The sequence below is a fragment of the Pseudoalteromonas sp. MSK9-3 genome, from assembly GCF_003590335.1.
Lineage (GTDB): Bacteria > Pseudomonadota > Gammaproteobacteria > Enterobacterales > Alteromonadaceae > Pseudoalteromonas.
The window spans coordinates 102,098-116,512 of sequence record NZ_MIET01000034.1 but is presented as its reverse complement, the minus strand read 5'-3'; the positions used below and the strand labels follow the sequence as shown (position 1 = coordinate 116,512).

The 14,415-nt window shown below is 41.1% G+C and carries 12 protein-coding genes; 6 read left to right on the top strand and 6 right to left on the bottom strand.

Features of this window, described 5'->3' with window-relative positions; genetic code table 11:
- Window positions 1–101: 101 nt before the first annotated feature.
- The 3 genes from BGP78_RS15865 to BGP78_RS15855 all read left to right on the top strand — a co-directional run bounded on the left by BGP78_RS15865 (window position 102) and on the right by BGP78_RS15855 (window position 2,428).
- Window positions 102–611, top strand: a complete 510-nt coding sequence (locus BGP78_RS15865) for an NUDIX hydrolase (RefSeq protein WP_119862293.1) — start codon at window positions 102–104, stop codon at window positions 609–611.
- Between the two features lie 150 nt (window positions 612–761).
- Window positions 762–1,472, top strand: a complete 711-nt coding sequence (locus BGP78_RS15860) for a hypothetical protein (protein ID WP_147386084.1) — start codon at window positions 762–764, stop codon at window positions 1,470–1,472.
- A 143-nt stretch (window positions 1,473–1,615) separates the two neighbouring features.
- Window positions 1,616–2,428: an ABC transporter substrate-binding protein gene (locus tag BGP78_RS15855; protein WP_119862291.1), complete on the top strand. Its 813-nt coding sequence runs from the start codon at window positions 1,616–1,618 to the stop codon at window positions 2,426–2,428.
- Here the strand turns inward: BGP78_RS15855 and BGP78_RS15850 are convergent.
- Window positions 2,379–3,092 (bottom strand): SIMPL domain-containing protein, encoded by a 714-nt coding sequence (locus BGP78_RS15850; protein WP_119862290.1) that lies wholly within the window; start codon window positions 3,090–3,092, stop codon window positions 2,379–2,381. The two genes, BGP78_RS15855 and BGP78_RS15850, sit on opposite strands and share 50 nt — an antisense overlap.
- A gap of 132 nt (window positions 3,093–3,224) precedes the next feature.
- Between BGP78_RS15850 and BGP78_RS15845 the strand changes: the two genes are divergently transcribed.
- Both BGP78_RS15845 and BGP78_RS15840 read left to right on the top strand, forming a co-directional pair.
- On the top strand, window positions 3,225–5,903 hold the full coding sequence (locus BGP78_RS15845; RefSeq protein ID WP_119862289.1) for a bifunctional acetate--CoA ligase family protein/GNAT family N-acetyltransferase: 2,679 nt from the start codon (window positions 3,225–3,227) through the stop codon (window positions 5,901–5,903).
- Window positions 5,900–6,844: an ion transporter gene (locus tag BGP78_RS15840; protein ID WP_119862288.1), complete on the top strand. Its 945-nt coding sequence runs from the start codon at window positions 5,900–5,902 to the stop codon at window positions 6,842–6,844. The genes BGP78_RS15845 and BGP78_RS15840 overlap by 4 nt, the downstream gene beginning before the upstream one ends.
- Here the strand turns inward: BGP78_RS15840 and BGP78_RS15835 are convergent.
- From BGP78_RS15835 to BGP78_RS15825, 3 genes are read right to left on the bottom strand one after another with little or no spacing between them, the layout of a single operon-like run.
- On the bottom strand, window positions 6,841–11,328 hold the full coding sequence (locus tag BGP78_RS15835; protein ID WP_119862287.1) for an EAL domain-containing protein: 4,488 nt from the start codon (window positions 11,326–11,328) through the stop codon (window positions 6,841–6,843). The two genes, BGP78_RS15840 and BGP78_RS15835, sit on opposite strands and share 4 nt — an antisense overlap.
- 16 nt (window positions 11,329–11,344) lie before the next feature.
- Window positions 11,345–11,734 (bottom strand): GNAT family N-acetyltransferase, encoded by a 390-nt coding sequence (locus tag BGP78_RS15830; protein WP_259386342.1) that lies wholly within the window; start codon window positions 11,732–11,734, stop codon window positions 11,345–11,347.
- A gap of 17 nt (window positions 11,735–11,751) precedes the next feature.
- The gene (locus BGP78_RS15825; RefSeq protein ID WP_119862285.1) at window positions 11,752–11,961 is read right to left on the bottom strand and encodes a DUF3283 family protein; all 210 of its coding nucleotides are present in this window, start codon (window positions 11,959–11,961) and stop codon (window positions 11,752–11,754) included.
- 117 nt (window positions 11,962–12,078) lie between these two features.
- On the opposite strand from BGP78_RS15825, the gene BGP78_RS15820 reads away from it, so the two are divergent.
- A complete protein-coding gene (locus BGP78_RS15820; protein WP_119862284.1) occupies window positions 12,079–12,765 on the top strand; it encodes an ABC transporter substrate-binding protein in 687 nt (228 codons plus the stop codon).
- On the opposite strand, the gene BGP78_RS15815 is transcribed toward BGP78_RS15820, so the two are convergent.
- Complete coding sequence (locus BGP78_RS15815) at window positions 12,762–13,010, bottom strand: DUF1289 domain-containing protein (RefSeq protein WP_119862283.1); 249 nt, start codon at window positions 13,008–13,010, stop codon at window positions 12,762–12,764. The genes BGP78_RS15820 and BGP78_RS15815 overlap by 4 nt on opposite strands.
- Before the next feature lie 222 nt (window positions 13,011–13,232).
- Entirely contained in the window at window positions 13,233–14,327 is a 1,095-nt protein-coding gene (locus BGP78_RS15810; RefSeq protein ID WP_119862282.1) for a 1-acyl-sn-glycerol-3-phosphate acyltransferase, read from the bottom strand.
- Window positions 14,328–14,415 lie beyond the last annotated feature (88 nt).

Below are 14,415 nucleotides of genomic sequence, written 5' to 3'. Positions count from 1 at the left end.
AAACCAATATTTCTGTGTAAAAAGCGCAGGTATATTGGTTTTGTATCTTACAAGGTGATCCGTATAATAGCGCCTTTTATGATTATCGGTTTTTCTTTTATATGCGCAGTCTTAACACCATGCCTATCGTGCCACTTGAAGGCAACCAGTTTACTCGTCAAACCACCCGTGCCATTGTGCTAGACGGTGACAAAATCCTTCTGTTATACACGGCGCGCTACGATGATTATACTTTACCTGGTGGTGGGGTTGATGAAGGTGAATCCCTAGAGGATGCATTACTTAGAGAGCTACAAGAAGAAACTGGTGCTAAAGAAATCATGCATATTGCGCCATTTGGTCGCTATGAAGAGTACCGAGTTTGGCACAAAGCGGATTTTGATGTCATTCATATCGTGTCCGATTGCTATATTTGCGATATTTGTGGCAACTTCGATGCACCTCAAATGGAAGGTTATGAAAGTGCTAACGGTATGTCCCCTGTCTGGGTTGATATAAACATTGCCATTGAACATAACAAAAAGACGCTCGCAAACAGTCCAAAAAAGGGCTTATCACTCATCAGAGAAATCTCACTGCTCGAACAAATACGAACAGCATTGCTTACCTAAAAGTACTGCTGCTAACCATTAAACACGGCTAACCTTCAGATACCACTTTTACTATACAGAATGTAGTTTACTTATAAATTGCGTATCTGAACTGAACTTTCCTGCCACCTATGTGTCATATCTGCTTATTTATAACACAGGGAGATTTAGGTGAAATTCATAATAAAGACAGTTATTTACTCTGTGCTCTTACATGCCATACTTTTTTATTTTCTCAAATCTCACACTGTTAATATCCCCTCATTAGCCAATACACCGGCATTGAAAACATACTTAGTAATGGAACATAAACTAGAACAAGCCCCGCCAAAAAAATTAAAGGAAGCCGAGACTCCTCCGCTCCCCAACACCGACGTAATAGACTCAACATCTGAACACACAAAAGTAGATGCTGTCCCCATACCACCCAAAGCCTCAGAAGTAACAGAGCCTAAAACGCATCCAATCGAGCCTACAATTGCGCAAACACAAAAAATTAAAAGCGAGGAAACTCCACGTAATACTCACACACAGAGCCAACAAACTATTAATCCTTATAAAGTACTGCAAAATATTCGCGCTAAAGGGTTGTCGTATACACCCCCCCATTCATCATCAACTCAGCAAAAAAGAATTAACGTCCCTGCCCACTATAAAAACACAAATAAAGGAGAAGCATTGGTCATTTCAAAAAACCAGACCTTCACTGAGTATCAAAACGGTACGACCTGTTTTAAAGTGTTTAATGGCGATGTGAACAATCGCGTTTCAGATAGCGGACTCACAAACCAGTGGCAGAGCTTGCCATATACATGCAACAAAACAGCTATCACTCAAGCATATGACAAAGCAATGGGTAAGTGGCTCAAGAAAAAACCATAACATTGTAAACCTCACTTTCTAGCACCATGCTAGGAAGCAATTACGTGCGACCTAACATCGCAATGATTGAAATAACAAATTACTACTATCCCTTAATGACTAAATTCCCTACAATCAAAAATCACTTATGAAGAGGTAGTTGTATGCGATGTACGCTTTATATACTCGTTTATCTTGCGCTTTTTTGGCCGAAGCATAGTCATGCACAGCCCCTAACGTTTGTCGCCGAAGATTTACCTCCGTACCACTATATTGACAAAAATGGGAACGCAGCAGGTGCATTGGTAGATATTACAAAAGCGATACTGCATGAAGCGCAGCTCAGTGGGCAATTTGAAATAATGCCTATGGCACGAGCGTATCATGAGCTCAAAAATAATCCCTTAGCGTTAATGATGTCCTTATTACAGACCCCTGAACGTCAACCCCAATTTACTTGGTTAGGTCAATTGTATTTTGCAGATGCTTATCTTGTTGGCTTAAAAAACTTACCTCATCAAGTCGTAAGCCTCACTGACGCTAAAGGATTAAAAGTCAGTACTATTCGGGGGTATTCAAGTGCACATTATTTGCAAAAAGAGGGATTTCAAGAGGATAAAAACCTGGTGCTTGCAAGCCATTACAAGCAATTGTGGGATCTACTCTTTAAACAAAGGGTAGATTTAGTTATGACAAATACCATGACACTAAAAAAAGAATTAAAAAACTCAGGGTATAGCGTAAACCAAGTTTCCAAAATGCTACATATTGATCGTTTTCCCTCTGCACTACAGCTAGTTGCCAATAAGCATATCCCTCGCAATATATGCCAGCAACTAGCCAAAGCGTTACAAAAAATAAAGCAAACGGGCATGTATGAAAAAATACTCACCCGCTGGCAATTGGCGATACCGCGTCAACATATAGCTAGTCCGACAGATAATATTCCACACCCGCGACAACCCGCACAACTTTAATGTATGGCGTATTGCTGTCTCTATCTCGAATACTAAATTGACCTTGTCGAGCTGATTTAATTTTACCTAGTTGAGAGTCTGAGTCTTTTGCAAATTTAAGCGCGACTTCTCTGGCTTTTTGGGTCGCCAATTGAACCATCTGGGGTTTAATATCATTAAGCCCTGTAAACATATATTCTACGCGATTTTGATAATCGTCTTGAGTGATGGCTATCCCTTGCTTTGCCAATTGACTCAGTTGCGACAATGCGGTTCTCACTTTATCTGGAGAATGACTAAAAACAGTGATGCCCGCTTTGGCCACATAACGAAAACCACGCTCATTTTGACTATATTCTTGCGCAAATTTGTCCACAATAGAGGGCGCTGTGACGCTGACTTCATCATCATTAAACCCCTGAAGCACTAAAAAAGCGCGAATTGCAGCATTCTTCTTATCAACACGTGCAATTAACACATCTAAATCATTATCTGCATCTTTATAAAAAACGGGCCAAATAACCGTATCTGCGGGCACCTCTTGCTCCGCTAACCCCTTCACTTGCACCGTTCTTTCCATTGCCTTTACATCAATGACAGTATGTTTAATCAACCAAGTACTACACACTAAACCCAATGCTAGAACAGTCGCCGCCCCAACATGCTTGAACACGTCAGCCCTCATACCTGTTTCTCCTAAAATAATTACTCAGATCAAAGTCTAATGTAAATCAACTCGATCATTGCTAAAAAAATGATAGAGTGATACCTAGCCGATGAGCCTAAGCTGAACTCGAAAAATAATTAAGGAACCTTTATGAGCGTGAAACGCATAAGTCAGTTTTTTTCCCCTCGCTCTGTTGCCGTCATTGGTGCATCTAATAACCCTAGTCGAGCCGGCTATATTGTTATGCGTAATTTGTTACAAGGCGGTTTTAAAGGACCTATTATGCCTGTTAGCCCCAAACATAACGCTGTCCATGGTGTTTTGGCGTACCCTGATATAAGTAGCTTACCCCATACGCCTGATCTAGCTGTCATATGCACGAATAAAACCACTGTAAATAGCATTATTGAGCAGCTCGGAAAACATGGCTGCCAACATGCAATCGTGATTGCTGCAGGCTTAAATGTGCAGCAAAAAGCCTCTTTAAAACAAATCGCAAACGCGGTTAACGTCACTTTACTTGGCCCAAATTGCCTAGGGTTACTCATCCCACATCTTGGCCTAAATGCCAGTTTCTCTCACACAGTTGCCAAACCAGGGCGACTTGCCTTTGTATCCCAATCCGCAGCCGTATGCTCTACAATTCTGGATTGGGCTAAAAACAAAAGAATAGGGTTCTCATATTTTATATCGGTTGGCGATTGCCTAGATATTGATTTTGACGAGCTGCTCGACTTTCTTGGCCGCGATGCTAAAACAAAAGCAATCTTGCTCTATATCGACAATATCGAAGATGTAAGACGATTTATCTCTGCAGCTCGAGCCGCAGCATTCAGCAAACCGGTCATCGTCATTAAGACCGGCCGCACACAAGCTGGAGCTGAAGCCGCTTTTATTCATACTGGCGGTAAAACATCTGATGATGCGGTATACGATGCGATGTTCCAACGGGCAGGAATGCTACGTGTTAACGACTTAAGGGAGCTATTTGCTGCAACTCAAACCCTCGCTTTACACCCAAAGCTATTGCAAGTCGAGCAGCTGACCATTTTAACCAATGGAGGGGGCCCGGGGATCATGGCCGTAGATACCCTGTTACAACGCTCAGGTAAATTGGCGCAACTTTCACAACAAACCAAAGATGCTCTGAATAAAGTGATCCCGCAATCAGACATGACCTCTAACCCTGTTGATATCTTTGGTGACTCCTCTCCTAAGCGTTACCAGCAGGCACTTGAGATTTTACTCAAAGCCCCAGAGGTTAAGAACTTACTCATTATGCATACCCCCTCAGCTTTGGCTCCCAGTGAAGAGTATGCTCAAATTATCGCTACAACGCTCAATAAAATACCGAAAATGGCACGCCCGTATGTCATGACTAACTTTATGGGTGAGGAAGCCGCCTACGAAGCACGCTATGAATGTGCTGAACACGGTATTCCAACTTATCGCACGCCTGAGGGAGCGGTTGGAGCCTTCATGCATTTGGTGAGTTACCGAAGAAACCAAAAACATCTAACACAAACCCCGGAATCCACCAGCGAAGATAATCAAGTAGATAGCCTGTCAGCAAAACAGCAAGTTGAACACTTCATCGAGCAAGGCTTCACACATTTATCAACTCATCTAGCCAGCCAAATACTGTGTCATTATGGCGTGAACTGTATAGAAACATTAGTTGCCCTAACCCCCAGCGAAGCAAAAGAGCAGGCTCTATTATTGGGCTTTCCAATTGCGTTGAAACTTATCAGTGCATCAATCCCATCCAAGTCTGAAGTGGGAGGCGTAGTATTAAATCTCAATGACGCGAATGAAGTTGAGCAAACGGCTTTTGCCATGCTATTGCGTATCAAAGAAACCTACCCTGATGCTGAAATAGAAGGGTTTTCACTACAAAAAATGGCACCGCGTGCGGGTGCACAAGAGCTTCGTATCGCGGTAAAAACGGAACATAATTTTGGCCCTGTCATATTATTGGGTGAGGCTGGCACAGGCTTGGAGTTTTCTCAAGCCGCAGTATCGCTCCCACCATTAAATATGAACTTAGCGAAATATCTCATTGCCGCAGCACAAGATAAAGGCGTCCTAAAAAATCGCACGTTACCAGATAAAGTTGATAAATATCGTTTATGTGCGCTATTAACACGCGTATCCCAGCTAGTGGTAGATCAGCCGAATATCCACAGTATTGAGCTTAACCCTATTTTAGCAAGCTCCGGACAATTTCTCGTATTGGATGCCAATATTACGCTGCGTGCATATCAGCCACAACAAGGGAAAAAAAGACTTGCGATCAGGCCTTATCCAAAAGAACTCGAATCACAAATCACCCTGAAAAACGAGACTATTGCGACATTACGCCCTATCAAGCCAGAAGATGAACGTGCTCATCAAGAGTTTGATCAATCACTTACCAAAGAAGACCGATACCGACGCTTTTTTGGTGAGCTTCCCCAGTTTAATCATGACCAGCTCGCCAAGATGACACAGATTGACTATGATCGTGAAATGGCATTTATTGTCTCACAACCCTATAAAAGCACCTATAAAACACTCGGGGTGTCACGGGTGTTAATGGACCCTGATAATTATAGCGCGGAGTTTTCAGTCATTGTACGCTCCGACTGCCAAGGACTTGGACTTGGAAAAGTGTTAATGCAAGCTGCTATTAAACATTGCCAATCTCTTGGTGTTTCAATCATTGAAGGCATTACGCTCCCAGAGAATACCGGTATGATTGAACTATCGAAAAGGCTGGGGTTTTCCGTTACTCGGGATTTTGAAGAAGGTACCGTAAATATGCGCTTAATAGTAGGTAGCGAAGCATGACGGCATATCGTACAAAGGTCGCTGCACTATTGGCGGGTCAAGGCGCTTATCAAAAGGCTGGCGGATATCTAGATGCTTTCTTAATTACACTCATTATGATTAATGTCGTCGCCATTGTATTGGAGTCTGTACCTGAACTAACCGCGCAATATCACCATCACTTTTTATTATTAGAGGTGACATCGGTGGGGATCTTTGCCATCGAGTACTTACTAAGACTCTGGTCTTGTGTAGAGCAAACAGGCGATAAAGAACTCAACACATCCAACAGTAGAAAACGCATCAAATACCTATTTTCCCCCTTAGCGCTTATTGATTTGATGGCGATTCTTCCCTCTTTACTCATGATGTTTTTTGCATTTGATTTACGCTTCTTAAGGGTAATACGGTTATTTAGGATATTTAAACTCACCCGATACTCTCGAGCCATGCAACTGTTGCTCGCCGCATTTAAACAAGAAGGCAGTAGTTTACTTGCAGCCTTTTTTATTATGTCTGTGGTGCTCATTATGGCATCGTGTGGCATATATTTGCTCGAACATGATGTACAGCCTGACAAATTTGGCTCAATCCCTGAGTCCATGTGGTGGGCAATGGCAACGCTAACCACCGTCGGTTACGGTGACGTTGTGCCAATTACACCCATAGGCCGGTTTTTTGGCGGCGTGATCACATTACTGAGTATGGGTATGGTGGCTATTCCTACTGGTTTACTTGCATCGAGTTTCGCTGAACAGCTTAGAAAACGTAGAGATGCATTTAATGAAGCTGTATTGCATAGCCTCCATGATGGTGCTTTAGACGAGCAAGAGCGACAACATTTAGAAACCCTACGCATTGAACTAGGGTTAAGCCCCAGCGAAGCAAACCAAGCCATCAAACTTATGACCAGTCAACGGGCATATGCGATGTATTGTAGGCATTGCGGTCACAAACTTTAAAAGCGTTGTTGCCACCCATATTTGAGCAATTCATCAACGTGCTCACCGAGCACAGGCTCACTAAACAGTGCGCCTTGAAAGTAATCACAGCCAAGTAAACGTAAAAACTTCATTTGAGCACGCGCTTCAATGCCATCGGCAACACATTGGATCCCCAAACTGTGCGCCAAAGATAATATTGAATGAATAATGATTTCATGCTCAGTATCAATGCCAATATCTTGAATAAAGCCTTTATCAATTTTAAGGACATCAACCGGGAATTTTTTCAAATACGTCAATGAGGCATAACTGGTACCAAAGTCATCCATAAACAAGCGGCAACCAAGTACCTTCAACTGATACATGCGCGCTAATGCGTTGGGTATATCTGTCATCATGACGGGTTCTGATACCTCAAACACCACATACTTACCATGTACCTGTGCTCGCTTTAAGATACCATCTATCTTATTTACTAAGTCCGGATACTGAAAATCGTAAGGAGACAAGTTAACCGAAATATACAACTGTGGAGCAATCAAATGCCATTGTTTTAACTCAATTAACGCCCTTTCTAAGGTATGCAACATTAACTCTGTGATCAAACCAGACTGCTGCGCAGCGTCGGATAATTCCGTTTGGCTATAATTGTCGTTTTTCGGCCAGTGTAACATGACTTCAAACCCATCAATCACTTTGCTCGTACCGTTTATAATGGGCTGATACAAATTACTAAATTCACTCCTTTGACATGCTATTTGTAGCATATTCTCAATTTCAATGGTCTTTTGTACCTGCTTATTAAGCTCACTTCGATAAAATTGGTAATGATTACCCGCATGCTTTATTGCATGACTTAACGCTATTTTCGCATTATCACTCAGTGTAAACGCATCCATTGCATCTTCTGGGTACATTGCAACACCTATACTTAACTGCATATTACAGCTTTGCTCTAGGACACAAATCGGGGCATCAAAACGACTCATTAAGCAACTCACATAACGTATCACCTGAGACACATCATCAACTTGTTCCATGAGTACATAAAACGCTTTATTGACGCCAATGGCTAAACTGTCTTGGTCTCGAAAGCAGCATTGCAATGTCGTCGCCAATTGTTGTACCAGCGCTTCAAAAAAATCTCGATCGTAACTGTCTTGGTAATGTTGTAAACGCTTAAAACGAATCGCTAATACAGCCACAGGTTGCGTATTATGATTTTGTTCAATGGCATGGTGCGTTCTATCAATAAATAAGGCTTTGTTAGGTAGCTGTGTTAATGCGTCATAATTCGCTAATTGATATAGCTCTTTCTCTGTACGCTTTTGCGAAGATATATCAGTTAAAACAACAACATAATTATGTAACTCACCTTGTAACCCATCCACTGCACTTATTTTTATCAACACATGACATGTTTGATTATTCGCTAATACTAATTGCTCTTCAGCACTAATATGCTCCCCCACTTTTAATTGGGTCATTTTACGTAAATAGTCCATGCGTGTATGGCGACTAAGGCCCAAGTGCAAATTAGTGCTGGATTTGGGTTCAGCCTCAATGTTAAAGGCGTGCTGTAATGCAGTATTACATGCTTGGATACGCAAGTTCTTATCCAAAATAAACACCCAGTCACGGGTTTTTTCAAATGCGGCCCCAAACAACCGGGCTCGCTCTTCAAACATTCGCTCCCGGGTCAAGTTCGTATATGTGCCCGTCACACGTTCAGGTGTGCCATCACGCCAAGCCATCACTTTGCCAAAGTCTTTATACCAACGCCAGTGACCTTCTGCATGCTTAAGTCGATAGGTGCAATTGAACACACCTTTATTGGTAGACACGAACTCCAACCACTCGAGTCGAAATAGACCTCTATCATGCGGATGAATTAGCTGTAAATACTCATCAAGACCAATATTACTTTGTGCGTACTCTAATTCTGAAAATAACCGAGGCTGATAAATCAACTGACTTTGTAAGTGCCAATCCCATACGCCAGAACCACTACTTTCAAGCGCAAGCTTTAACCGGGCTTCACTATTTTGCGTCTCCTTGTGGGCCGCAATGATCATCTGCTCAATACGACTTTTTCGGTATAGCCACAAGCCAAAAATAAACAATGCCAACATCAAATAAATGACTAAGGCGGTCGGTGAGCGCCAAACTGGATACTTAACACGAATATTCAATTTTGCGGGTTTCGTATAATCTCCAGTTAAAGGGTCTTTTGCCCACACTTTTAATTGATAATGTCCTGGATTAAGTTTTGGAAAAGTAACGCGATTATTGCCACGGGTGAGAATTTTTTGCCCACCCGATATTTGATACTCATACACAATGCCCTGCTGATAATTGAATACCATGGCAGAAAATGCGACTTCAAGGCCAATATCATCATGATTCAACACAATATCGCCGAAGGTTTTTAAGCCATATGAATGTAATTTTCGTGACATGAGGTCCACAGAGGTAATGTTAACACGAGATAGCAAGGGTTCATGAGGACGGTTTTTTTGGGGATCAAAAATAGTAAAACCTTTTAAGGAGCCATAAACAATCCGACCATCCGATAATTTTAATGATGAGCCGCCATTAAACTCATTGGTAGACAAACCATCATTGATGGTAAATTGCTGCATATGTAGGTTATCGGGGTCCAAACGCCAAATTCCCTTGTGTGACGACATCCAAATCATTTGTGCGTCGTCTTGGTGCATCCCATACATTGGGGTTCCCAGTTTTAGCTTTTTTAAATCAATGGTATGAACTACTTCAAAACCATCTAGAGATAAACCCACTAAGCCAAAGTTTGAAAATGCCAACCACAGGATATTATTCTTATCGACGCTATAAGTTAACAGAGAAACGGGAAGGTTTTCATTTGCATCTGGTACAGAGTAAATAATATCTAACTCACAAGTATCTGGGTCCATTCTGTATAACACACCACCAGAGTAATACAGGGGGGACGTAGGCTCATCAGGTAATGGCGGTAAAAAACCATAAGACAAAAACGGGTTTCTCGACCCAATATCTCCCTCAAGCTTCTGTAATGACTCTTTCTCAATGTCATAATAAAAAAAGCCTTCGCTTGGGTGGATAAAATATAACTTCCCGTTAGGCATCAAAAGTGTTCCAAACAAAAATCCATCAATGACTTTTTGCTGCTCGCTATTTTTGACTATTGGCCGGCTGACTTCGTAGGTATTAGGGTCAAAGGTATATAACCCTCGGTTACTTTCGAGCCAAATTTTGTCTTTATATAAGAAAGTACGAGAAATAGAAAACTCTGGCATAACAGGTTCTCCCATGTACCCTTTAAGATAAGCAGCTGTTTCATTGCTCGCAATATCATAACTTGTCAGGCCATCATTGGTTGATGCCCAAATCTTGCCTTTATATTCCAATAAGGACCACACAGTCGAATGAGAAAACCCAGAGCCATTTACTGAGCTGTTGTTTACGTTTTTAAACTGCGTTTTTTGTTTTGGAATATAAAAGGCCCCATCACGTTTAGTGGCTAGCCATAAAGCCCCATATTTATCCTCCAAAAAATCAATGATGCTTTTATCTGTTAATGTATATTGACTAGTCGCTATCCGTTCATCTCTCGTCAGTGTGCCATCAGAAAGACGATAGTGCATGAGCCCTTTATCTGTTCCCAATAATAGAGCTTCTGGTTTTACGGCTATTTTCCACACGTTCATGTCATGTAAAAGTTGCCTCCCCTGCCAATCGTGAGTCCCTTCCTCTAACCTCTCTAAGTGTGCAATATTTACTTCATATAATCCGTTAACTGCGCCAACAAGCAGTTTATCATCACCTAAAAGCGCCAAAGATTTAGTATGTTGTTGTAAGTTATGAGCTGGGTTGTTGACATGTGTAATGTGACTTAAAACCTTGGAATCAAGGTTATATGCGAATGCACCTTCTGACGTCGCAATAAATAAATGGTTTCCTTTACGCAGTAACTGCCTAACAAAACCCGACTGCTTATTGATCGGAAGTGTCACCTCTATAGATACATCACCCGATGCAATATCCAATAACGCAACATTATCCCCGCGTCCCAGCCAAAGCTGTTCATCGTTTTTTGCCAGCATTTGATTGACTGACTGCTCTATCATTTCTTCTTGAGATTTAACGGCTTGCAAATATTTTTGGTATACATCTAAGACTGGATCATAGCTGTAGAGACCTAAGCGACGTGACGCTATCCAAATGCGGTTTAGTGGGTCTTGGTAAATTCGATCGATGACAACTTCTTCAAGCTCACCTTGCGGACCTTTAACACGTAAGACTTGATATCCATCGTATCGATTTAAACCGCCTTCAGTAGATAGCCATAGATAACCTTTGTTGTCTATGATGAGCGTATTTACATAGCTTTGCGATAACCCCTCTGAAGGAGATAATCGTTTTATTTCAGCTGCAACACTAAAACAAGAACTAAAACTCAAAATTATCAGTAAAGTATATAAAAATACCAAAGATTTCATAAACGACAGTTAACAATTATTTATAAATACACATAGCCACAATATCACGTTTTTGCCTCACGTAATTAGCAAAACTAATCGATAAATGCTCAGGCATGCTTAATGCTCGTTCAAAACCTAACCCCTGATAAAACGGCTCAAGGTCACGATATGCAAAAGTGAAAATGCTACAGTGCTGCGATGCTACCGCGGTGACGATTAACTGCCTTGCCACACCTTGGGATCTAAATGCAGGGTCAACAAATACGGTCGATAAGAAAAGGGCTTCACCTTTATGTTGTACTCTACATGCCGCAATGATTCTGTCGGACTTAGCAACCCAACATTGATCTTGTTTGTTCGCCCGCCCCCTTACTGAGAATTGCTTATAAAACTTATTTACCAAAGGGACTGTTATCGGCTGCAAACAATGAACCGAGTACACTATGATCCTGCAAGCATAATACTAAGATAATACTCAAATCGCTGTTTTAAAAAGGTCTGCTCTGATACAGGGCGGCTATTGATGGTGTCGTACACCATTTCTCTAGAGCGCTTTCCGCGTTTAATTTGATATGCCCAAAATGACGATTCATATTCTAACTGGATTTGATACTTTTCATGGCGAGGTAATTTGCAAAGATTAAAACTCATAATGACATTATTGCAGAAGTAAACATTTTGCTAGTGTAACATAAATTATTAATTTGCTAGACTGAGATATGCAACACCTATAAAACAGCCTGAAATAATAATAAAATAACAGGACCTATGAACATTACACTGCGCGCCTTGGCATTATGCCTTTTAATTTTTAGCTCTACTGCCAATAGTAGCAATACCTTATTGTTTAATCGCCCTGCCGACAACCCTCAGTCTCGGTATGTTATTGAGTTAATGACGTTAGTTTACAAAGAGCTTGGCTATTCATTAAAAGTGATAGACTTCAATCATCAAAGTGCTTTAGTCGCCGCTAATGAAGGGGTATTAGATGGTCAGTTAGGGAGAGTGAATAGTGTAACTGAGCAGTACCCTGCATTAATGCAAATTAGTTTCCCAATTATGCATGCTAATCTGCAACTCCTCAGTTACTGTAAAACGTGCTCTATGTTTGAATCCGAGTCCATCGTTATTATAAGCTCTTATGTAGCGCCAGAAGCCTATTTAAAGGCTCAGAATTATCAAGGGGAAATCATTAAAGTTAAGAGTAGCTCTGCACAGCTCAACCTTCTTATACAGAAAAAAGTCAGTGCGGCCCTTGTCGTCGAGTTTCATGTAAAAAAATATAGAGAAAAGCTACAGTCATTAGACATCACCAGCAAAACATTACACAAAATAAATATCTATCATTACTTACACAAAAAGCACGCTAAGCTGATCCCTCAAATTAATCATATTTTAGGAACTATGGCTAAGGAAGGTACTATCGCTATGCTCAAGCAAAAGTATGGCATTTAAAAATCGAGTTGTTGCTGTTCTTTATTATCCTTTGTGACTGTCTTGCTGCTTGTTTTCTTTTTTAAGTAGCGCTGATACCTTTGCTGGCATAAAATCACAACAGCGCGTTTTTGTTGATCTGTTAGTTGCCCCCAAGTAAACCGTTCATCTCTGCTACGATAACAGCCTTTGCAATAGCCCCTATTATTTACTTCGCATACCCCTTTGCACGGACTTGGGATCTCAAATATTTCAATTTGTTCCACACACTCTCACTACACGTCGAATTTATACTGATAAACAAAACCATAGCACTGTGCTTAGTTGAGTCTAAAATCAGACAATCTAACGAAACCCAGTATTTGCCTACCTAGAGTATAAACCCATTTTGTATGATAAATCACCAAATCTAAGAAACATGATTTTATGAAACAAAAAACGCCACATTAAATATGGCGTTTTCTAATGAAGACTGTTGCTCGTTGCTATTATGTCGCTTTACGTTTTAAAGGTTCAGCGTACATATCCAACACTTGCTTTTTTAACTCTTCCGGCACTAGCTCTAGCCGACTCATAAAATCAAGTTGTTCTTCATCTGACACCTCATGCTTATTACCAGCGGCAATGTAGTTACTGGGATGCAAAAAATACTGTCCAATAATTTGTTTATCTATGGTTTCTGCCAACATTTCTGGTGAGTCACACTGTTCAGTGATCGGTTGCCCAAACGAAATATGAACATGCCCTTTATCTGAACGGATCCCCTCAAGAATACTCTCTATATCTTCTCCGTCAGCCTTAACGTAGCTCCCATGTTGTTGCTTATGCACTAACTCTTTGGCTTTGGCAACCGCACAGGGTTCATACTGATAAGAAATAGACACAGGAACAATCTTTAACTGCTTTATATACTCACTAAAAGGCAGTTTTTGTTTTCTTCCGTACAGCTGTAACATTTTAAGTAATGCAGGATCAGTTTGATCCACCCCATCTTTCGCACGGCCTTCTTTCTGTGCGATCCAAATAGACTGCCCGGAGTCCAAAGAATCAAAAATATAACTTGAAAGATGTGTGAGTGCTTTTAGCATCTCTTTAGGCGCCTTTGCTGAGCGCTTTACTATAAAGCTTTTGTTTAGCCTCATTAACTCCGTGATGTAAGGTACTTGTAGTAAGTTATCACCAATTGCGATGCGCACTGTATTCATATTATGACTGTGCAAACCCCAGTTCATTAGTGCGGGGTCCAGCACAATATCTCTATGGTTAGAAATAAACAAATACGCAGACTCTTTATCCAATGAATCAAGGCCTGAATATGTCACTTTACTCGTTGTATTGTGTACCAGCATCTCTAAATAACGCGCAACTTCATTTTGCACTTGTTTAACCGTATTGAAGTCCCCCCATTTACGACGTAATTGACTACGCACGAGAGGGCGGCACAATGCAGACCATCTGCTTAACCATGTAGGTAAAGTATGTGTTGTGATCACATCAATGAAGCTATTGTCTGCGAGCAACCGACTTAATGCCGCGGCAACTTCTTCATCATTGTAAGGTCTTATATCTGCGTATTTATCCACTCAACGGCTCTTTTTGTCAAAAATTAAACGAAATAACGGGACTATTTTATCGTGCTATTGGCTGTTAAGCTAAGATTAACAAGTCTGA